This is a genomic window from Pseudomonas sp. PL-6, assembly GCF_054110165.1.
Map to the genome: position 1 here is coordinate 2,126,952 of NZ_CM134189.1, position 19,610 is coordinate 2,146,561.

At 68.6% G+C, this 19,610-nt stretch carries 17 protein-coding genes and 1 pseudogene; 12 read left to right on the forward strand and 6 right to left on the reverse strand.

Annotated features, from left to right (window positions below; genetic code table 11):
* Window positions 1-26 precede the first annotated feature (26 nt).
* From ACW9UL_RS09920 to ACW9UL_RS09930, 3 genes and pseudogenes are all read right to left on the reverse strand, one after another.
* Window positions 27-887 carry a pirin family protein gene (locus tag ACW9UL_RS09920; protein ID WP_457790485.1) on the reverse strand — a complete coding sequence of 287 codons (861 nt, stop codon included), beginning with the start codon at window positions 885-887 and terminating at the stop codon, window positions 27-29.
* Window positions 884-1,285, reverse strand: a complete 402-nt coding sequence (locus ACW9UL_RS09925; protein WP_457790487.1) for an OsmC family protein — start codon at window positions 1,283-1,285, stop codon at window positions 884-886. The genes ACW9UL_RS09920 and ACW9UL_RS09925 overlap by 4 nt, the downstream gene beginning before the upstream one ends.
* Window positions 1,286-1,338: 53 nt before the next feature.
* Window positions 1,339-2,244, reverse strand: a pseudogene (locus ACW9UL_RS09930) (methyl-accepting chemotaxis protein); the annotation flags it as partial.
* A 670-nt stretch (window positions 2,245-2,914) separates the two neighbouring features.
* Between ACW9UL_RS09930 and ACW9UL_RS09935 the strand changes: the two are divergent.
* The 7 genes from ACW9UL_RS09935 to ACW9UL_RS09965 all read left to right on the forward strand — a co-directional run bounded on the left by ACW9UL_RS09935 (window position 2,915) and on the right by ACW9UL_RS09965 (window position 11,090).
* Entirely contained in the window at window positions 2,915-3,955 is a 1,041-nt protein-coding gene (locus ACW9UL_RS09935; protein ID WP_457790936.1) for an amidohydrolase family protein, read from the forward strand.
* Between the two features lie 66 nt (window positions 3,956-4,021).
* The gene (locus ACW9UL_RS09940) at window positions 4,022-4,486 is read left to right on the forward strand and encodes a DUF3859 domain-containing protein (RefSeq protein ID WP_397497228.1); all 465 of its coding nucleotides are present in this window, start codon (window positions 4,022-4,024) and stop codon (window positions 4,484-4,486) included.
* A gap of 48 nt (window positions 4,487-4,534) precedes the next feature.
* Window positions 4,535-5,239, forward strand: a complete 705-nt coding sequence (locus ACW9UL_RS09945; RefSeq protein WP_021444021.1) for a response regulator — start codon at window positions 4,535-4,537, stop codon at window positions 5,237-5,239.
* A gap of 136 nt (window positions 5,240-5,375) precedes the next feature.
* Window positions 5,376-8,174, forward strand: a complete 2,799-nt coding sequence (locus tag ACW9UL_RS09950) for a PAS domain-containing hybrid sensor histidine kinase/response regulator (protein ID WP_457790490.1) — start codon at window positions 5,376-5,378, stop codon at window positions 8,172-8,174.
* A 117-nt stretch (window positions 8,175-8,291) separates the two neighbouring features.
* Window positions 8,292-8,471, forward strand: coding sequence for a hypothetical protein (locus tag ACW9UL_RS09955; RefSeq protein ID WP_457790492.1), 180 nt, complete (start codon window positions 8,292-8,294; stop codon window positions 8,469-8,471).
* A gap of 47 nt (window positions 8,472-8,518) precedes the next feature.
* The gene (gene mddA, locus ACW9UL_RS09960) at window positions 8,519-9,280 is read left to right on the forward strand and encodes a methanethiol S-methyltransferase (RefSeq protein ID WP_457790494.1); all 762 of its coding nucleotides are present in this window, start codon (window positions 8,519-8,521) and stop codon (window positions 9,278-9,280) included.
* Window positions 9,281-9,464: 184 nt separating this feature from the next.
* Entirely contained in the window at window positions 9,465-11,090 is a 1,626-nt protein-coding gene (locus ACW9UL_RS09965) for a methyl-accepting chemotaxis protein (RefSeq protein WP_457790495.1), read from the forward strand.
* A gap of 123 nt (window positions 11,091-11,213) precedes the next feature.
* On the opposite strand, the gene fabB is transcribed toward ACW9UL_RS09965, so the two are convergent.
* The 3 genes from fabB to ACW9UL_RS09980 form a co-directional block, all read right to left on the reverse strand.
* Window positions 11,214-12,434, reverse strand: coding sequence for a beta-ketoacyl-ACP synthase I (fabB, locus tag ACW9UL_RS09970; RefSeq protein WP_457790497.1), 1,221 nt, complete (start codon window positions 12,432-12,434; stop codon window positions 11,214-11,216).
* An 11-nt stretch (window positions 12,435-12,445) separates the two neighbouring features.
* Window positions 12,446-12,961, reverse strand: coding sequence for a 3-hydroxyacyl-[acyl-carrier-protein] dehydratase FabA (fabA, locus tag ACW9UL_RS09975; RefSeq protein WP_021443686.1), 516 nt, complete (start codon window positions 12,959-12,961; stop codon window positions 12,446-12,448).
* A gap of 213 nt (window positions 12,962-13,174) precedes the next feature.
* Window positions 13,175-15,070, reverse strand: coding sequence for a response regulator (locus ACW9UL_RS09980; protein WP_457790499.1), 1,896 nt, complete (start codon window positions 15,068-15,070; stop codon window positions 13,175-13,177).
* 283 nt (window positions 15,071-15,353) lie between these two features.
* Between ACW9UL_RS09980 and ACW9UL_RS09985 the strand changes: the two genes are divergently transcribed.
* The 5 genes from ACW9UL_RS09985 (at window position 15,354) to ACW9UL_RS10005 (ending at window position 19,495) form a co-directional block, all read left to right on the forward strand.
* Window positions 15,354-16,376, forward strand: coding sequence for an NAD(P)H-dependent glycerol-3-phosphate dehydrogenase (locus tag ACW9UL_RS09985; protein WP_457790501.1), 1,023 nt, complete (start codon window positions 15,354-15,356; stop codon window positions 16,374-16,376).
* A 10-nt stretch (window positions 16,377-16,386) separates the two neighbouring features.
* A complete protein-coding gene (locus ACW9UL_RS09990; RefSeq protein WP_122107760.1) occupies window positions 16,387-16,734 on the forward strand; it encodes a DUF4389 domain-containing protein in 348 nt (115 codons plus the stop codon).
* On the forward strand, window positions 16,731-17,189 hold the full coding sequence (gene sixA / locus ACW9UL_RS09995) for a phosphohistidine phosphatase SixA (protein ID WP_122107761.1): 459 nt from the start codon (window positions 16,731-16,733) through the stop codon (window positions 17,187-17,189). Before ACW9UL_RS09990 ends, sixA begins: the two co-directional genes overlap by 4 nt.
* A gap of 139 nt (window positions 17,190-17,328) precedes the next feature.
* Entirely contained in the window at window positions 17,329-18,996 is a 1,668-nt protein-coding gene (locus ACW9UL_RS10000; protein WP_457790503.1) for an AMP-binding protein, read from the forward strand.
* Window positions 18,997-19,051: 55 nt separating this feature from the next.
* The gene (locus ACW9UL_RS10005) at window positions 19,052-19,495 is read left to right on the forward strand and encodes a hotdog fold thioesterase (RefSeq protein WP_457790505.1); all 444 of its coding nucleotides are present in this window, start codon (window positions 19,052-19,054) and stop codon (window positions 19,493-19,495) included.
* Window positions 19,496-19,610: the final 115 nt, after the last annotated feature.

The window sequence follows — 19,610 nt, forward strand, 5'->3', positions numbered from 1 at the left end:
ATCACGCGAGTGCAACAAAAAGCTGCTCAGCGCGGCAGTTCGATGCGCCGGGTCTCGCCAGGCACCTGCGGCCAGTCGCCCGCGGCCCAGCGCTGGCGGGCCTGGTCGATCAGCTCGGGGGTGCTGGAGACGAAGTTCCAGTTCATTCGCCGCGGCCCCAGCGGTTCGCCGCCGATCAGCGCCAGGTGACATTCGCTGCAGGCGCTGAGGGTCGGGCTGGCGCCTTCCTCCAGCACGGCCAGGCTATGAAGGGGCAGGGCCGTGCCGTCCAGGTCGGCTTCGCCGTCGATCAGGTACAGCGCCCGCTCGCGGTGCTCGGCCGTTATCGTCAGGCTGGCGCCGGCGGCCAGCTTGAGTTCGGCGTAGAGGGTCGGCGAACGCACCGGCACCGGCGACTCGAGGCAGAAGCCGTTGCCGGCGATCAGGGTGATCTGCACGCCCAGGCTGTCGCTGCGCGGCAGCGTGCTGGCCGGGTGGTGGCTGTAGGCCGGCTCGCCGTTCTCCTCGGCTGTCGGCAGCGCCAGCCACACCTGCAGGCCGTGCAGGCGCTTGGCCTGCCCGAGCAGCTGCGGCGGGGTGCGTTCGACGTGGGCGACGCCGCGGCCGGCGGTCATCCAGCTGACGTCGCCGGGGCCGACCAGCTGATCGGAACCGAGGCTGTCCTTGTGCTGCAACTGGCCCTCGAACAGGTAGGTGAGGGTGGATAGGCCGATATGCGGGTGCTGGGCGATGTCCATGCCGCTGCCGGCCGGGTAGGGCTGCGCCAGTATATGGTCGAAGAACACGAAGGGGCCGACGCTGCGGCACTGCGCCGAGGGCAGCGGGCGCAGGATCGGCTGGCCGGAGATATCCTCGGCGCGCGGGCGGATCAGCAGCAGGTCGCTCATGGCCGTGCTCCGCTCAGGCGGGTGTCGACCTGGATTTCGGCGCTGGTCATCAGCTTGTGCACCGGGCACTTGTCGGCGATGCGCAGCAGTTGCTGGCGCTGGCTTTCATCCAGCGCACCGCGCAATTCCAGTTCCACCGCCAGGCGGTAACGTCCCTGGCGCTCCTCGCTGTCGTCGCGCTCCACCTTCACGTCCAGCCCCTCCAGCGGCAAGCCGCGCTGGCGGGCGTAGAGCATCAGGGTCAGGGCCTTGCAAGCGCCGAGGGCGGCGTCGAACAGGTCGTGCGGCTCCGGCCCGGCACCGTCGCCGCCCAGCTCCGCTGGTACGTCGCTGTCGAGTCGATGCGGGCCGATGTCGATGTGATGCAACAGGCCTTTGGCGGTGCTTACGCGAATCATGGCGGGTGTCCCGGCGAGTGATGGTGCTGCCAGCCTAGCGCAGGCCGGGGCGGTCAGACCAGCGCCGACAGCCGCACGTCGGCGCCCAGCACGCGCAGCAGACGGCCCTGGGCGTCGAGGATGGGCACCGAGACGGTGAAGCAGAAAGCGTCGGTGGCCGAGGAGCGGTAGACCTGGGTGATATGGCTGCGCAGGCCGTCGGCGACGGCGCGGAACCAGGGCCGCTGGCTCCAGTCGCGGCCGCGGCAGCTGGCGCTGTCGTGGTGCGGCACGTCGGCGGCGAAGACGTTCTCCGACAGCTGCACGCCGCGGCTGTCGACCAGATAGAACAGCTCGAAGCGGCTGTCGCGGGCCAGGGTTTCGCGCAGCAGGCGCTCGGCGGCGAGCGGCTCGCCAGCCAGCGCCGGTTCGCCGGCCAGGCGCTCGACGCCGGCGCGCACCGCGCTGTGGATCTCCAGGCGGAAATCGCCGAGCCCGGCCAGCAGGCGGTCGCCGTCCTCGCGCACCGCCTGGCTGTGGTGCAGCACCTGGCCGGCCTTGCCGAGCAGCTCGCCGGCGACCTGGGCGATGGCCTGCACGTCGCCGTTGATCGAGCGCAGCGCCTGGCCGATCTGCTCGGTGCCGGCGGCGATCTGGCCGACCTGGGCGTCCAGGCGGTCCATGGCCTGGCGCGTGCTGTCCAGGCCGGCGCCGACTTCGCGCATGCCGTCGCGGCCGTCGGCCACCGCCTGGTGCATATGGCCGCCGGCGTCGCCGAGCTGGCGCATGCCGTCGCGAAAGCGCTCGATGATGCCGCTGACCTGGTCGGTGGCCGCGGTGGTATGCCCGGCCAGGCGTCGCACCTCTTCGGCCACCACGGCGAAGCCGCGGCCGTGCTCGCCGGCGCGGGCAGCCTCGATGGCGGCGTTGAGCGCCAGCAGATTGGTCTGCTGGGAGATGCTGGCGATCACCCCGATGACCTTGCTCACTTCGTCCAGCTGGCCGGCCAGTTGCTCGATCACCTGACCCAGCTGCGCCTCGCTGGCGCCGATCGCCTCGACCTGGCGCAGCACCGTCTGGCCACTCTGCTGGCACTGGCGCAGGGTCGCCGAGACCTCGGCCGACAGCCGCGCCACCTCGCCGGCGCCCGGCACCAGTTCGGCGTCGAGGGTGGTGGTGACCTGTTCGCTGGCGCTGGCGATCAGCTTCGAGGACTGCGCCAGGGCCTGGCCGCTCTGCTCGTTGGCGGCGGCGATGCGCGCCAGCTGCGGGGCATGGGCGGCGATGCCGACGGCGGCGCCGAGGCTGGCGCGGATGCGCTGCTGCAGGCCGGCGCTGAAGCCGTTGAGGCGCGCCATCCACTGCCGATGCTCGGGCAGGCGGGTGGTCAGGTCGTGGTGCTGGAACAGGGCGTCGAGGGCGGCTTCGTCCTGAGCCTGGCGGTTCGGTTTGCGCAGCAACTGCAGCATGGTGAGTCCCCTTGATGGTCTGCAGGAGGCGCTGCAAGCCAAGTGCCAGCATTGGCGCGGCGCCGCGCCCTGGCGGCGAGCGCCAGGCGCCCGGGGCGAGGCTGGCGCGCTGCCGGCCGCTGCTGCACCAGCGCGGTGCGGCGAACTCGCCGGGTAGGCCCGGGGTCTATGCTGCTCGAACCTGTCAGGAGGACGCGTCTTGCCCATTTTCCGTGTTATCGCGCTGGCGCTCGCCGGCCTGCTCGCCTGCAACGCCCAGGCGCGCGACTACCGCTACAGCGATGCCCATCTGCACTACGTGGATTTCTTCCAGGAAAGCGCCGGGATGGACGAGCTGCTGGAACAGATGTCCGCCAGCGGCATCGACCACGTGATGCTGTCCGGCATCCCGGTGGCGAAGAAATGGGACGAGGACGAGCCCAAGCGGCCGCGCTACTACGCCGGTGACGACGCCAATGCCTACTGGTACAGCGCCACCGACGTGTTCGTCGCCGCCGCCTACAAGCGCCTGCCGGCCGAGCAGCGCCAGCGCTTCCACCCCTTCCTGTCCGGCTTCAACCCCAACGACAAGAACGCCGACGCCCATATCCGCCGCATGCTCGAGCTGGACCCCGGGCTGTGGCAGGGTATCGGCGAGATCTTCACCCGCCACGACGACCTCACCGCGCTGATCCACGGCAGCGCCCCGCGGGCCAACAACGAGGCGCTGACGCGGGTCTTCCACCTGGCTGCCGAGTACGATCTGCCGGTGATGCTGCACTCCAACATCACCTCCAAGCGCGAGCGCAACCCGCTCTACCTGCAGGAGATCGAAGACCCGCTGCGCAACCACCCGCACGTGCGCTTCATCTGGGCGCATGCCGGCACCAGCATGGAAATTCACCGGCATCAGGACAAGCTGGATTTCCTCCTGCCTACCCTCGAGCGCATGCTCGGCGAGTACCCCAATCTGTATATCGACCTGTCCTGGACCATGCTGCGCCCCTACTTGCTGGACGAGAACGGCAAGGCGGATGCGGACTGGGTGCACCTGGTCAGCAGCTATCCGCAGCGTTTCATGCTCGGCTCCGACGTGGTCGGCCGCTTCGGCAGCCTGGGCGAGTACATGAGGGGGTTCGTCCCCTTCCTCGATGCGTTGCCGCCGGACGTGGCGCAGCAGGTGGCGCGCGACAACTTCCTCGCCGTGCTGCCGCGCAAGGTGCAGGCCGAGCTGAACCGCTAGCGCGGCCGTCATCAGGCTGTCATCTGGGCGTCATAGGCTCGCGCCGATCTCAACAAGGAGCGCGACATGCACCCAATTCAAGTGGCCGCCGTGGCCGGTCTGTTCGCTTGCGCCGCCGCCGTTCAGGCCGAGGTGCGGGTGGAGGGGCCGGTGGAATACGGCATCTTCACCAGCCAGTATCAGGACTTCGAGGCCGGCGAGCGGGTGCTGACCCGCAGCAACCAGGACATCCAGCGCACCGAGCAGGTGCCCGCCAAGCTCGGCACCAAGTTCGGCCTGCGCTACCGCCTGGTGGGCAAGCGCGAGGGCGACGAGCCGCTGACCCTGCTGTATTTCACCCCCGGCGTAGTCACCCCGGACGGCCAGCGCCACGACAAGTTCGAGGTGCGGCAGCAGCTGGTGGCCGGTGCGCCGCAGGACGTGATGGCCTTCGAGTTCAGCGAACATCACGAGGTGGTGCCCGGCGAATGGCACTTCATGGTGTTCCAGGGCGACCGCAAGCTGGCCGAACAGCGCTTTCAGGTACGTTGATCCGCCGTCCCGGCCTATGCTGTGAAAGGAGCGGCGCAGGGCAGGGCGATGGCGGACGGGCAGCGGGTACTGGTGGTGGACGACGACGGCGAGGTGCGGCAGCTGCTGCAGGACTACCTCGGCGGTCACGGCTATGCGGTGCACGGCTGCGCCGACAGCGCGGCGCTGCGCCAGGCGCTGCAGGACGGCCTGCCGGACCTGGTCCTGCTCGACGTCGGCCTGCCCGGCGAGGACGGCCTGAGCCTGGCGCGCTTTCTGCGCGAACGCCACGACCTGCCGGTGATCATGATTTCCGGCGCCGGCAGCCCGGTCGACCGCATCATCGGCCTGGAAGTGGGCGCCGACGACTACCTGGCCAAGCCCTTCGACCCACGCGAGCTGCTGGCGCGGGTCAAGAGCGTGCTGCGCCGCTACCGACACGCCGGCGAGGAGGCGCCAACCTCGGACGGCGGCGTGTGCCTCGGCCGCTTCCGTCTCGACCTGCAGCGCCGCCAGCTGCTCGACGAGCAGGGCGGCGAGATCGAGCTGACCGCCATGGAGTTCGACCTGCTGCAGGCCTTCGCCCAGCGCCCCAACCGGCCGCTGTCGCGCGACCAGTTGCTCAACCTGACGCAGAACCGCGACTGGAATCCCTTCGACCGCTCCATCGACATCCGCATCGCCCGCCTGCGGCGCAAGCTCGAGGACGACCCGGAGAAGCCGCAGATCATCCGTACCCTGCGCGGTGTCGGCTATATGCTGGTGACCCGCTGAACCGACGCTGCCCTAGTGGCTGTTCGCGGCTAAGGCCGCTGCGCAATGTTTCAATTGTTTCACTGTGCCTGCCGGCGGCCAGGGACGTCGCGCGCCTTCCTATACTGGCGCCATAGCCCCTGTGCGGAGGTCCGCCATGCACCCGCTCCCGGCCCTGGTGACCAGCGATCTCGACCACCCGCTGCGGCAGATCGTCGACAACAGCAGTGCGGTCATCTACATCAAGGACCTCGACGGCCGCTACCGCTTGGTCAACCCGGCCTTCGAGCGCTTCTTCCAGCTCAGCGCCGCGCAGGTGCTCGGGCGCAGCGACCACGAGCTGTTCCCGGTGCAGGTGGCCGACGCCCTGCGTAGCAACGACCTCAGCGTGGCCAGCCTCGGCCACTCCATCGAATTCGAGGAGCAGCTGCTGCTGCGCGAGCGCAGCTGGGTCTACCTGTCGAGCAAGTTCCCGCTGTTCGACGAGCGCCACCGGGTCATCGCGGTGTGCGGCATCTCCACCGACATCAGCGAGCGCAAGCGGGTCGAGGAGGCCCTGCGTCACGTCGCCCTCGGCGTCTCGGCGGCCACCGGCGAGGCGGTGTTCGAGGCCATCGCCCGCTACCTGGCGCGCTCGCTGCAGGCCGATTTCGCCTTCGTCAGCCGCGTCTGCGATCCCGATGCCCGGCGCCTGAGCACCCTGGCGCTGTACTTCGACGGCCAGCTGCTGCCCAACCTGACCTACAGCATCGCCGGCACGCCCTGCGAGGAGGTCTTTGGTCAGGCCTTCCACCTGGTCGAGTGCAACCTGGCGCACTGCTACCCGGGCGACGACAGTCTGAGCCACCTGGGCCTCGACAGCTACGCCGGCTACCCGCTGTTCGCCAGCGACGGCCGGCCGCTGGGGCTGATCGCCGTCGGCCATCGCCACGCGCTGCCCGAGCGCAGCCGGGTCGAGTCGGTGCTGCGGATCTTCTCGGTGCGCGCCGCCGCCGAGCTGCAGCGGCTGGACGCCGAGGCCAGCTACCGGGCGATCTTCGAGGCCTCGGAGGACGCCATTTTCGTCCACGAACTGGACAGCGGCGCGCTGCTCGACATCAACCCGCGCGCCTGCGCCCTGTATGGCTACAGCCACGCGCAGATGCTCAGCCTGCCGCTCGACGCCTTCTGCGCCGGCTATCCACCCTACACCGGGGTCGAGGCCCAGGGCTGGCTGGCGCGGGCCCGCGATGAGGGCCCGCAGCGCTTCGAGTGGCACCGGCGCAACCGCGACGGCAGCCTGCACTGGGACGAGGTGTGCCTGAAGCGGGCCAATATCGGCGGTGTCGAGCGTATCCTCGCCTTCACCCGCGAGATCAGCCAGCGCAAGGAGGCCGAATGCGCGCTGCGCGCCAGCGAGCAGCAGTACCGCACCATAGTCGCCAGCGCCCTGGACTGCATCATCGGCATGGACGCCGAGGGCCGCGTGACCACCTTCAACCCGGCCGCCGAGCAGTGTTTCGGCTATCGCCGCGAGCAGGCGCTGGGCCGCGAGCTGGCCGAGCTGATCATCCCGCTGCCGCATCGCGCAGCCCACAACCAGGGCTTCCGCCGCTATCTGGCGACCGGCGAGGGCGCCTTCCTGGGGCGTCGGGTCGAGGTCCAGGCGATGCGCGCCGACGGTCAGGAGTTTCCCGCCGAACTGGCCATCACGGTGGTGCAGGGCGCCCAGGGCAGCCAGTTCATCGGCTTTCTGCGCGACATCACCGAGCGCCGTCAGGCCGAGCAGCAGCGCGCCGATCTGGAGCAGCAGCTGCGCCAGGCCCAGCGCATGGAGGCCATCGGCCATTTGACCGGCGGCATCGCCCATGACTTCAACAACCTGCTGACCAGCATGCTCGGCTACACGGTGATGGCCGAGGAACTGGCCGAGCGTCAGGGCGACGAACGCCTGAGCCACTACCTGACGCGGGTGCAGCACTCGGCGGAGAAGGCCCGCGACCTGATCCAGCAGATGCTCACCTTCAGCCGCGGCGGGCGCGGCCAGGCGCAGGCGGTGGCGCTCGACCAGCTGATCGGCGAGTTCCGCCAGCTGTTGCAGTCGACCCTGCCGAGCAGCATCGAGATCGACCTGCAACTGGCCCAGGCGCTGCCGCTGGCGCGGGTCGATCCGCTGCAGCTGGAGCAGGTGCTGATGAACCTGTGCATCAATGCCCGCGACGCCATGGCCGGCAGCGGCCGCCTGCGCATCGAACTGCAGCGCGGCCTGCAGCCGCACGGCATCTGTGCCTCCTGTCAGCAGGCGTTTGCCGGCGACTACCTGGTGCTGCGGGTCAGCGACTCCGGGCCGGGTATCGCCGAGGCGGTGCAGCTGCACATGTTCGAGCCGTTCTTCAGCACCAAGGCGCCGGGGCAGGGCAGCGGCATGGGCCTGTCGATGGCCCACGGCATCGTTCACGAGTACGGCGGGCATATCCGCGTGCACAGCCGCCCGGGCCAGGGCAGCAGCTTCGAGATCTGTCTGCCGCCGCAGGCCGAGGCCGGTGCGCCGGCGCGCGCGGTGACGGCGCAGGTGGCCGCCGCGCATGCCTGGCCGGCGCTGTGTGGGCGGGTGGCGGTGATCGACGACGAGCGCCTGGTCGGCGAGTTCGTCTGCGAGCGTCTGGCCGGCTGGGGGCTGCACACGCGCCTGTGGTGCGACGCCGAGCAGGCCAGCGCGGAGCTGCTGGCCGATCCCTACGCCTGGGACCTGGCGATCATCGACCAGTGCATGCCGCGCCTGACCGGTCTGCAACTGGCGCGGCGCCTGCTGGCCGCCCGCGCCGATCTGCCGATCGCCCTCTATACCGGCTTCAGCGAGCGTCTCGAGGAGGCCGAGGTGCTGGCCCAGGGCGTGCGCGCGCTGCTGCACAAGCCGCTGGACCAGGGCCGCCTGTACGCCTGGCTGAGCGCCCAACTGGCGGCTGATACCCGCTGATACTCAAGGCATACAAAGGCGCAGCACGGCGCCATCGTGGCGATACAGGGGCTCGGCAAGCTGGCCTCAGGGCTCGGCAACAGCCTGCAGCCCCCAACCACCACGAGGCAACATCCCATGAAACTCCCATTCTTCACCCCCGGGCGCATGAGCCCGAGCCAGGCCGCCGGCGAGACGGCGCCGCGCCAGCACGGCGCCGCGCGCCGCCGCAAGGCGTGCGCCGCCGGCGACCGCATGCTGTGCATCTACCTGGCGCAGAACCCCGAACTGACGCGCCGCTACATGGAACTGAACTGATTGCCTAGACGAACATCAGGCGCGCGCCCGCGCATCGAGGACTCCTCATGAAACGCCTTGCCATTTTTATCTACGGCCTTGCCTGCTACGCCCTGTTCCTGGCCACCTTTCTCTACGCCATGGCCTTCGTCGGCAATCTGCCGGCGGCGCCGCGTACCATAGACGGTGAACCGCTGTTGCCCCTGGCCGACGCCTTGGCGATCGACCTGTTGCTGCTGACCCTGTTCGCCGTGCAGCACAGTGTGATGGCGCGCCCGGCCTTCAAGGCCCTGTGGACGCGAATCATCCCGGCCGAAGCGGAGCGCAGCACCTACGTGCTGTTTTCCAGCCTGGCGCTGATCGCCCTGTTCTACTTCTGGCAGCCGCTGGGCGGGATGATCTGGGAGATCGACAACCGCAGCGGGCGCCTGCTGCTCAACGCCGGCTTCGGCTTCGGTTGGGCGCTGGTGCTGTACAGCACCTTCCTGATCAACCATTTCGACCTGTTCGGCCTGCGCCAGGTGTGGCTGCAACTGCTCGGCCGGCCCTACACCGCGCTGCCGTTCCAGACCCCGGGGGTTTACAAGCTGGTGCGCCACCCGCTGTACCTGGGCTGGTTCTTCGCCTTCTGGTGCACGCCGCAGATGAGCGCCACCCACCTGCTGTTTGCCCTGGCCACCAGCGCCTACATCCTGCTGGCCATCGTCTTCGAGGAGCGCGACCTGCTGCGGGCGTATCCGCAGTACCGCAGCTATCGTCAACGGGTGCCGATGCTGCTGCCGCGCCTGCGCGGCAAGCGCAAGGTAGAGGAGCTGGAGGAGGCGGCCTGAAGCATCCGCTCGCCAAACGAAGGCGCCCCGCGGGGCGCCTTCGGCATGTGTGCAGAAAATTTTCGTGCGCCCCATCAAGCGTCCAAGGCACGAGCCGATACAAGGGAAATTAAGTAGTTAGCTGAATCTCTTCAGACCTGCAGTCAGGAATGGCGGTGGGTTGCCGACAACAGGAGCACCATCAATGTCGCTGCGTAATCTTGCCATCGCCCCGCGGGCGGCCCTGGGTTTTGGACTGGTGGCACTGCTGGTGCTGCTGCTCGGCGCCTTCTCTCTGTTGCAGATGGCGGAGATGCGCAAGCAGTCCACCGAGGTCGACGAAAACTGGCTGCCCAGCGTGCTGGCGCTGGCCGAGGTGAGTCAGGACGCGCTGCGCCTGCGCGCCATCACCCTGCGCCTGATGCTCAACCGCGAACCGGAGCAGGTGCAGAACAACCTGCGCCTGGCCGAGGAGCTGCGTGCCATGCTCGCCAAGGCGCAAACGGCTTACGAGCAGCGCATCACCACCAGCGAGGAACGTCGTCTCTACGACGACTTCAAACGGGCCGAGACGGCCTACCTGCAGGAGCAGGGGCGGATAGTCGAGGCGGTGCGCCGCGGCGATTTCGATGCCGCGATCGCGGTCGCCGGCGGCGTGCTCAACCAGCACGCCGATGCCATGGCCCGTGGCCTGCGCGAGCTCTCGGAACTCAACCGCAACGCCGCTTCGGCCGCGGCGCAGCGCGCCGGCGCGGTATTCGAGTCGGCGCGCGCCTGGGTCATCGGCATGCTGCTGCTGGCGGCCCTGGCCACCGTGGCGCTGGCGCTGCTGCTGACCCGCAGCATCGTCGCGCCGCTGACCGAAGCGGTGCGGGTAGCCGAGGTGGTGGCTTCGGGCGATCTGACCCAGTCGATCCAGGTGCTCGGCAACGACGAGCCGGCGCGCCTGCTGGCGGCGCTGAAAAGCATGCAGCAGAGCCTGCGCAGCACCATCCAGAGCATCGCCGACTCCTCCAACCAGCTGGCCTCGGCGTCCGAGGAGCTGCACGCGGTGACCGAGGACTCGAGCCGCGGCCTGCACCAGCAGAACACCGAGATCGAACAGGCCGCCACTGCGGTCAACCAGATGACCGCGGCGGTGGAGGAGGTGGCGCGCAACGCGGTGAGCACTTCGGAGGCCTCGCGCGAGTCCAACCAGGTCGCCCAGCAGGGCCGCGAGCAGGTGCGCCAGACCGTCAGCTCGATCAGTCAGCTGGCCGAGGACGTGAACAGCACCTCCGGGCAGGTCGAGCAGCTGGCCGAGCGGGTGCGCGAGATCAGCAAGGTGCTCGACGTGATCCGCTCCATCGCCGAGCAGACCAACCTGCTGGCGCTCAACGCCGCCATCGAGGCCGCGCGGGCCGGCGACGCTGGCCGCGGCTTCGCCGTGGTCGCCGACGAGGTGCGGGCGCTGGCCCATCGCACCCAGCAGTCGACCCAGGAAATCGAGCAGATGATCGGCGGCATCCAGAGCGGCACCGACCAGGCCGTGGGGGCGATGCACAGCAGCAACGGCCGCGCCCGTTCCACCCTGGAGGTGGCGCAGGCCGCCGGCACGGCGCTGGAGCAGATCGCCCAGGCGATCGCCTCGATCAACGAGCGCAATCTGGTGATCGCCAGCGCCTCGGAAGAGCAGGCGCAGGTGGCGCGCGAGGTGGACCGCAACCTGGTCAACATCCGCGACCTGTCGCTGCAGAGCTCGGCCGGTGCCAACCAGACCAGCGCCGCCAGCCAGGAGCTGTCGCGCCTGGCGGTGGACCTGAACAGCCTGGTGGCGCGCTTCAAGGTCTGAGGCCGACAGGGGGGCTGCCGGCGAGCCAGGCTGATCGTCGGTAAGCCGGCTCCCACAAGGGTTTCTGATGCCGCAACGAAAACGGCGCCCACAGGCGCCGTTGTCTTTACTGCCGGGCAGCTGTCACTTGCCGGCCCAGCGCTTGAGCACCAGGGTGGCGTTGGTGCCGCCGAAGCCGAAGCTGTTGCTCATCACGGTGTCGAGCTTGGCGTTCTCCACGGTCTTGAGCTGGATCGGCAGGTCGGCCAGTTCCGGATCGACTTCCTCGATGTTGGCCGAGGCAGCGATGAAGTTGCCTTCCATCATCAGCATGCAGTAGATCGCTTCCTGCACGCCGGCGGCGCCCAGGCTGTGGCCGGACAGGCTCTTGGTCGAGCTGATGGCCGGCGCCTTGTCGCCGAACACCTCGCGCACCGCGCGGCTTTCGGCGACGTCGCCGACCGGGGTGGAGGTGCCGTGGGTGTTGAGGTAGTCGATCGGCGTGTCGACGGTGGCCAGGGCCTGCTGCATGCAGCGCACCGCGCCTTCGCCGCTCGGTGCGACCATGTCGTAGCCGTCGCTGGTGGCGCCGTAACCGACGATTTCGGCGTAGATCTTCGCGCCGCGGGCCAGGGCGTGTTCCAGCTCCTCGACCACCACCATGCCGCCGCCGCCGGCGATGACGAAACCGTCACGCTTGGCGTCGTAGGCGCGCGAGGCCTTGTCCGGGGTTTCGTTGTACTGGGTGGAGAGGGCGCCCATGGCGTCGAACAGGAAGCTCTGGCTCCAGTGTTCTTCTTCGCCGCCACCGGCGAACACCACGTCCTGCTTGCCCATCTGGATCTGTTCCATGGCGTGGCCGATGCAGTGAGCACTGGTGGCGCAGGCCGAGGAGATCGAGTAGTTCACGCCCTTGATCTTGAACGGCGTGGCCAGGCAGGCGGAGACGGTGCTGCCCATGGTGCGCGGCACGCGGTACGGGCCGACGCGCTTGACGCCTTTCTCGCGCAGGATGTCGAGGGCTTCCATCTGGTTGAAGGTGGAGGCGCCGCCGGAACCGGCGATCAGGCCGGTGCGCGGGTTGGAGACCTGTTCCTCGCTGAGGCCGGCGTCCTTGATCGCCTGCTCCATGGACAGGTAGGCGAAGGCGGCGGCGTCGCCCATGAAACGGTAGACCTTGCGGTCGATCAGCTCTTCCAGGTTCAGTTCGACCGAACCGGAGACCTGGCTGCGCAGGCCCATCTCGGCATAGGACGGGTTGAAACGGATGCCCGACTTGCCGGCACGCAGGCTGGCGGCTACGGCTTCTTTGTCAGTGCCCAGGCAGGAAACGATGCCCAGACCGGTGATCACTACACGACGCATGTGCAAGTCCTTCAGAAACTGTCGGTGGAGGTGAACAGGCCGACGCGCAGGCCTTCGGCGCTGTAGATCTCGCGTCCGTCGACGCTGACGCTACCGTCGGCAATGCCGAGGATCAGCGAGCGGCTGATGGTGCGCTTGATATGGATGTTGTAGGTGACCTTCTTCGCCGTCGGCAGCACCTGGCCGAAGAACTTCACTTCGCCCGAACCCAGGGCGCGGCCGCGGCCGGGGTTGCCCTGCCAGCCGAGGTAGAAGCCGACCAGCTGCCACATGGCGTCGAGACCGAGGCAACCGGGCATGACCGGGTCGCCCTCGAAGTGGCAGCCGAAGAACCACAGGTCCGGATTGATGTCGAGCTCAGCGACGATTTCGCCCTTGCCGTGCTTGCCGCCGGTTTCGCTGATGTGAACGATGCGGTCGATCATCAGCATGTTCGGGGCGGGCAGTTGCGCGTTCCCCGGACCGAACAGTTCGCCGCGGCTGCAGGCGAGCAGGTCTTCCCGGGTATAGGCGTTTTGTCTTGTCATGCGAGCTCCTCAATTGTCCCCACGCTTCTAAGGCTGGGCGAATCGTCCTGGCCGGCCACGCCTGGTAGGCGTCTGCCGGCAGCCTAGTCATAGACTGTTGCGTTGTGGTGAAAGTCACAGCGCGGTGAGTACAGTTGTACTCCGCTGCCGCGGCCTTGTCACAGCCGCCGGCATTTCTCCTTGTAACCCCGCCACCGCGCCGCTGCCACTCGCCTATGGTCGGGGTGGCAGCCAGCGCTGCAGGATGTGTTGCAGATCCGCGCGCTTGAAGGGCTTGGCCAGGTAGTCGTTCATCCCCGCGGCCAGGCAGGCCTCGCGGTCGCCCTGCAGGGCGTTGGCGGTCAGGGCGATGATCGGTATCTGCTGGCCTCTGGCCTGCTGGCGGATCTGCCGGGTGGCTTCGTAACCGTCCATCAGCGGCAGCCGACAATCCATCAGGATCGCTGCGTAATCGTGCTGGGCGAAGCTGTGCAGCGCCTGCTGGCCGTCGCCGACCAGGCTGACCCGGTAACCCAGGCTGCGCAGCATGGCTTCGATCACCGTCTGGTTGACCGGGTTGTCCTCCACCAGCAGCACCGGTTGGCCGTCGCCGCCCGGCTTGAGGCTCTCGCTGGCCTGTTCCTGTTCGCTGCGCTGGCGGAACGGCAGGGGAATCTCCAGGGTGAACACCGAACCGGCGCCGACCTCGCTCTCGGCGCGCAGGGTGCCGCCCATGCGTTCGGCCAGGGTGCGCGCGATGGGCAGGCCGAGGCCGGTGCCGCCGTAGCGGCGGGAGATCGAGGTATCGGCCTGCTGGAAGGCGTCGAACATGTGCTCGAGGCGCTCGGCGTCGATGCCGATGCCGCTGTCGTGCACCGCGCAGGTGAACCACAGCACCTGCTCGTCCAGCGGTTGCCAGCGGGTTTCCACGCGGATGCCGCCATCTTCGGTGAACTTCAGCGCATTGCCGATCAGATTGACCAGGATCTGCCGGATGCGCGTGGGGTCGCCACGCATCTCCAGCTGCTCCAGCCCCGGCTGGCTGTCCAGTTGCAGCTGCAGGCCGCGCTGCTGGGCACTGTGCTGGAACACCTGGATCGAGCCCTGCAGCAGCTCCGGCAGGTTGAAGGGGATGGCCTCGAGCTCCAGCGCGCCGCGCTCGATACGGGAGAAGTCGAGGATGTCGTTGATCACCTTGAGCAGGTGCTCGGTGGATTCGGTGGCCAGCGCCGCGTACTCGGCCTGCTCGTCGTTGAGACTGGTGGTCTCCAGCAGCTGCAGCATGCCCAGTACGCCGTTCATCGGCGTGCGCAGCTCGTGGCTCATCATCGCCAGGAAGTCGGACTTGGCGCGGTTGGCCTGCTCGGATTCCTCGCGCGCCTGGATCAGTTCGGCGATTGCCTGCTGCTGCTCGCGGCCGCTGCGATCTAGGGCGCTGGCGAGGTCGTTGATGTGCCGCGCCAGGTCGGTCAGCTCGTCGTTGCCGCGCTCAGCCAGCGCCGGACGGTAGTCGCCGGCCTGGATGCGTTCCAGGGCCTGGCCCATGGCGCTCAGCGGCTGCGCCAGGCGGCGGGCCAGGCGGCGGGCGAGGAGGAAGGTCAGCAGCAGGGCCAGTAGCGACAGCACCCCGGCCTTGAACAGGATTTCCTGCTGGCGGGCGTTGAAGGTGTCGTTGGACATGCCCACCACCACCCGTCCCAGGTAGCCGTCGGCGAGCGCCTTGCCGTGCGGCACCGCGCTTTGCGCGCCGGCTGGCGGGCGCTGCAGGCGGATCGGCGCCTGGAACACCTCCACCTGTGGCGTGCTGTGGCCCTGTTCCTTGGGCCGCTCGACGTAGACCAGGATGTTGTCGTCGCGGTCGCGCACCTCGGCGAAGCGCACGTCCGGCGTGCTCAGGGTGGCGCGCAGCAGGTTTTCCAGGGTGCCCAGGTTGCCGTTGAGCACGCCGTACTCGCTGGCCGGCGCCAGCTGGTTGGCGATCAGCTGGCCGGTGTGGCCCTGCTCCTGGCGCAGGTCCTGCAGGCGGGTGAAGGTGAGAAAGCCGGTCAGCAGCAGGGTCAGCAGCAGGGCCGGGCCGACGCTGATCAGCTGGGTGCGCGTGTGGATGTTCCAGCCGCGGCGCTGGCTCATGGTCGTACTGTCCCTGTCGGAGTGCGGCGCTGCCGGCGGCTGTAGCGGGCAGGGCGGGGCAAGGGGCTGCCTGTGGGCACGGGTCGTCCTTGGCAAATTACGTCGAGCCGGCATGTTAACCGACCCGGCGCGCTTTGCCAGCGCCAGGCGCGCGCACTCTGCGCCATTTCGCGTTTGCCCGCCGGGGCCGATGCGGCCGGCGAACTTTTGCCCTGGCCGGTCACTCGCGGCTCCGTATAATGCCTGCAGACCGCCATCGCGCATGGCCCCATTCGGAAGTGTTATGACAGAGCTTCAACCCATTGCCGTACTCGGCGGCGGCAGCTTCGGCACCGCCCTGGCCAATCTGCTGGCGGAGAACGGCCAGCGCGTCCTGCAGTGGATGCGCGACCCCGAGCAGGCCGAGCAGATGCGCCGCAGCGGCGAGAATCCGCGCTACCTCAAGGGCGTCAAGCTGCACTCGGGCATCGAACCGACCAGCGACCTGACCGGCGCCCTGCAGCAGGCCGAGCTGGTGCTGGTCGCGCTGCCCTCCAGCGCCCTGCGCGAGGCGCTGCAGCCGGTGGCCGGATTGCTCGCCGGCAAGCTGCTGATCAGCACCACCAAGGGCATCGAGGCCAAGACCTTCAAGCTGATGAGCCAGATTCTCGAGGAAATCGCCCCCGACGCGCGTATCGGCGTGCTGTCCGGGCCGAACCTGGCCAAGGAAGTGGCCGAGCACGCGCTGACCGCCACGGTGATCGCCAGCGAGGACGAAGCACTTTGCCTGCGCGTGCAGCAGGCCCTGCACGGTCGCACCTTTCGCGTCTACGCCAGCGCCGACCGCTTCGGCGTCGAGCTGGGCGGCGCGCTGAAGAACGTCTACGCCATCATGTCCGGCATGGCCGCGGCCCTCGGCATGGGCGAGAACACCAAGAGCATGCTGATCACCCGTGCCCTGGCCGAGATGACCCGCTTTGCCGTCAAGCTGGGGGCCAACCCCATGACCTTCCTCGGCCTGGCCGGGGTGGGCGACCTGATCGTCACCTGTTCGTCACCGAAAAGCCGCAACTATCAGGTCGGTTTCGCCCTCGGCGAAGGCCTCAGCCTGGACGAGGCGGTGCAGCGCCTGGGCGAAGTCGCCGAAGGGGTCAATACTCTCAAGGTGCTCAAGGCGCGCGCCGAGGAGCTGGAGGTGTACATGCCGCTGGTCGCCGGGCTGCACGCCATCCTGTTCGAGGGGCGCACGCTGGCGCAGGTGATCGAGTTGCTGATGCGCGGCGAACCCAAGACCGACGTCGATTTCATTCCCACCGCGGGTTTCTAAGGAGCAAGTGATGAACGATGAGAAGCAGGAGCTGGAACGCGAGTCGATCCTGTTGCGCATTCTGTGGATGGTGATCTTCGTCATCGTCTGGCAACTGGCCGAGCTGCTGCTCGGCGCCGTGGTGCTGCTGCAACTCGGCTATCGCCTGTTCTACGGTGCGCCGAACGCCAGCCTGCTGGGTTTCGGCGACAGCCTCAGCCAGTACCTGATGCAGATCGGCCGTTTCGGCACCTTCAACAGCGACGAGAAGCCCTGGCCGTTCGCCGACTGGCCGACCCCGCGCGCGCCGCAAGGCGAGGCCGCCCATAGCATCCCGCCGGCGCCGCACCCGGTGCGCGACGAGGAGCCGAAGCTGTGAGGCTGTGGCTGTTGCGTCACGGTCAGGCCGAGCCGCAGGCCGCCAGCGATGCCGTGCGCGAGCTGACCGCCCACGGCCGCAAGGAGGTGCTGCAGGCCGCCGCGCAACTGGCCGGACGGCCGCTCACGGCGATTCTCGCCAGCCCCTACGTGCGCGCCCAGCAGACCGCGGAACTGGTGCGCGGCGCGCTGGGTTTCGCCGGCGCGGTGGGCACCGTGCCCTGGCTGACACCGGACAGCGACCCGCGCGAGGTGCTCAAGTACCTCGACGAGCGCGAAGGCGCGGAAATGCTGCTGGTCAGCCACCAGCCGCTGATCGGCGCCCTCGGCGGCCTGCTGGTGCATGGCAATCGCCAGGAGCCGCTGCCGATGCGCACCGCCAGCCTGGCCGAACTCGACGGCGATCTGCCGGCGGCCGGGCTGATGGAGCTGCTGGCGCTGATCCATCCGCATTGATCCCGCGACACGCGGTTGTAGCCGGCTAGCCGGGCGACCGGGGAAACATTTCTTAACTTGCGCCGTCCTTGTCTGCGTGGAATAGTCGACCAAGCAAGTGCTTGGTTGACCCCCATAAAAACAACAAGGAGGAAGCCCTGTGGCCGATGCGATCCGTCTGCCGCTCGAGCTGTTCTACGAGCGTGAAGCAAAGCACCCGAACAAACGCTACATGGTCCAGCCCCTCGGCGGCGGCCAGCTGCTGGAGCTGAGCTGGGCCGAGGTGGGCGAACAGGCGCGGCGCGCCGCCCACTGGTTGCGCAGCCGCGAACTGGCGCCGGGCAGCCGCATCGCCATCGTGTCGAAGAACTGCGCGCACTGGATAGTCGCCGACCTGGCGATCTGGATGGCCGGGCACGTCTCGGTGCCGCTGTACCCCAACCTCACCGCCGAGTCGATGCGCCAGGTGCTGGAGCATTCCGAAGCGGCGCTGGCCCTGATCGGCAAGCTCGACGACTGGCCGGCCATGGCGCCGGGGCTGCCCGCCGGGCTGCCGACCGTCAGCCTGCCGCTGCACCCGCCGGGCGAGTTCGACTACAGCTGGGACGACCTGCAGCGCTGCGCACCGATCCAGGACGACCCCAAGCCCGCGGCCAACCAGCTGGCCACCATCATCTACACCTCCGGCACCACCGGCACGCCCAAGGGGGTGATGCACCAGTTCGGCAATTTCGGCTTCGCCGCCAGCAATGCCATCGAGCTGTTCGGCGTCGGCGAGGGCGACCGCCTGCTGTCCTACCTGCCGCTGTGCCACGTGGCCGAGCGCATGTTCGTCGAGCTGGCATCGGTCTACGCCGGACAGACGATCTTCTTCGCCGAGAGCCTGGACACCTTCCTCGACGACCTCAAGCGCGCACGGCCGACGGTGATGTTCGGCGTGCCGCGCATCTGGACCAAGTTCCAGATGGGCGTGTACGCCAAGATGCCGGCGCACAAGCTCGACCGCCTGCTGAAACTGCCGCTGATCGGCCGCCTGGTGGGCAGGAAAGTGCTCGCCGGGCTCGGTCTGGACGCCGTGCGCTACGCGCTGTCCGGCGCCGCGCCGGTGCCCGAGGCGCTGCTCAACTGGTATCGCCGCCTGGGCCTGGAAATCCAGGAGGTCTACGGCATGACCGAGAACTGCGGCTACTCCCACGTGTGCCGGCCGGGCAAGTTCAAGCAGGGCTGGATCGGCCAGAACAGCCCCGGCGTGGAGGTGCGCATCGCCGAGGACGGCGAGGTGCAGGTGCGCAGCGGCGCCACCATGCAGGGCTACTACAAGGACCCGGTCAAGACCGCCGAGACCCTCACCGAAGACGGTTTCCTGCGCACTGGCGACAAGGGCGAGCAGGACGCCGAGGGCAACCTGCGCCTGACCGGGCGGATCAAGGAGATCTTCAAGACCAGCAAGGGCAAGTACGTGGCGCCGGCGCCCATCGAGAACCGTCTCGGCGAGCATTCGCGCATCGAGCAGGTCTGCGTGGTCGGCGACGGCCTGCCACAACCCCTGGCGCTCTGCGTACTGTCCGAGGCGGGCCGCCAGGAGGCCGCCAACGACAGCCGCGGCGCGCTGGAAAGCAGCCTCAAGGCGCTGCTCGAGGAGGTCAACCGGCGTCTCGACCAGCATGAGCGGCTGCAGGGGTTGGTGCTGGTGAAGGAGGTCTGGGCGGTGGAGAACGGCTTCCTCACGCCGACCCTGAAGATCAAGCGCAACGTGGTCGAGGGCGCCTACGGCGCGCGCTTCGCCGAGTGGCAGCAGCGCAGCGAAGCAGTGCTCTGGCACGAGTGAATGCGAGCGGGCCGGCGGCGTCGGCCCGGTTTCCCGACAGCACAAGGAATGCCCCATGAGCCTGTGGCGACAAGCCCCCGATCTCGATGCGCTCAACGCCTTGCAGAAGAACACCATCGGCGAGTTGCTGGGCATCCGCTTCGAGTCCTTCGACGACGATTCGCTCAGCGCCAGCATGGCGGTCGATGCGCGTACCCACCAACCCTACGGCCTGCTGCACGGCGGTGCCTCGGTGGTGCTGGCCGAGACCCTCGGCTCCATGGCCAGCTACCTGTGCATCGACAGCAGTCGCTTCTACTGCGTCGGCCTGGAGGTCAACGCCAACCATCTGCGCGGCCTGCGCACAGGGCGCGTGCATGCCGTGGCGCGGCCGGTACATCTGGGGCGCACCACCCACGTCTGGGACATCCGCCTGAATGGCGACGACGGCAAGCCCAGCTGCATCTCACGCCTGACCATGGCCATAGTGCCCTTGGGCGAGCAACCGCCCAAGGCATGAGCGGGCGCCGCCGATAGTTCTGGCCATAGCGCCGCCATCAATGGCGGTTACGGTCATTGCCGCGGCGGCGGGGCTGCCGGAAAATCGCCCGGTGTTCATTTTGCGAGCGCCGCGC

Excerpts from the sequence above, each read along its gene's own strand:
- ACW9UL_RS10005 (WP_457790505.1), top strand. The coding sequence starts at position 19,052 with ATGAGCCTGTGGCGACAAGCCCCCGATCTCGATGCGCTCAACGCCTTG.
- ACW9UL_RS09920 (WP_457790485.1), bottom strand. The coding sequence starts at position 887 with ATGAGCGACCTGCTGCTGATCCGCCCGCGCGCCGAGGATATCTCCGGC.
- mddA (WP_457790494.1), top strand. The coding sequence starts at position 8,519 with ATGAAACGCCTTGCCATTTTTATCTACGGCCTTGCCTGCTACGCCCTG.
- fabB (WP_457790497.1), bottom strand. The coding sequence starts at position 12,434 with ATGCGTCGTGTAGTGATCACCGGTCTGGGCATCGTTTCCTGCCTGGGC.
- ACW9UL_RS09965 (WP_457790495.1), top strand. The coding sequence starts at position 9,465 with ATGTCGCTGCGTAATCTTGCCATCGCCCCGCGGGCGGCCCTGGGTTTT.
- ACW9UL_RS09925 (WP_457790487.1), bottom strand. The coding sequence starts at position 1,285 with ATGATTCGCGTAAGCACCGCCAAAGGCCTGTTGCATCACATCGACATC.
- ACW9UL_RS09940 (WP_397497228.1), top strand. The coding sequence starts at position 4,022 with ATGCACCCAATTCAAGTGGCCGCCGTGGCCGGTCTGTTCGCTTGCGCC.
- ACW9UL_RS09980 (WP_457790499.1), bottom strand. The coding sequence starts at position 15,070 with ATGAGCCAGCGCCGCGGCTGGAACATCCACACGCGCACCCAGCTGATC.
- ACW9UL_RS09990 (WP_122107760.1), top strand. The coding sequence starts at position 16,387 with ATGAACGATGAGAAGCAGGAGCTGGAACGCGAGTCGATCCTGTTGCGC.
- ACW9UL_RS09955 (WP_457790492.1), top strand. The coding sequence starts at position 8,292 with ATGAAACTCCCATTCTTCACCCCCGGGCGCATGAGCCCGAGCCAGGCC.
- ACW9UL_RS09950 (WP_457790490.1), top strand. The coding sequence starts at position 5,376 with ATGCACCCGCTCCCGGCCCTGGTGACCAGCGATCTCGACCACCCGCTG.
- ACW9UL_RS09945 (WP_021444021.1), top strand. The coding sequence starts at position 4,535 with ATGGCGGACGGGCAGCGGGTACTGGTGGTGGACGACGACGGCGAGGTG.
- ACW9UL_RS09985 (WP_457790501.1), top strand. The coding sequence starts at position 15,354 with ATGACAGAGCTTCAACCCATTGCCGTACTCGGCGGCGGCAGCTTCGGC.
- fabA (WP_021443686.1), bottom strand. The coding sequence starts at position 12,961 with ATGACAAGACAAAACGCCTATACCCGGGAAGACCTGCTCGCCTGCAGC.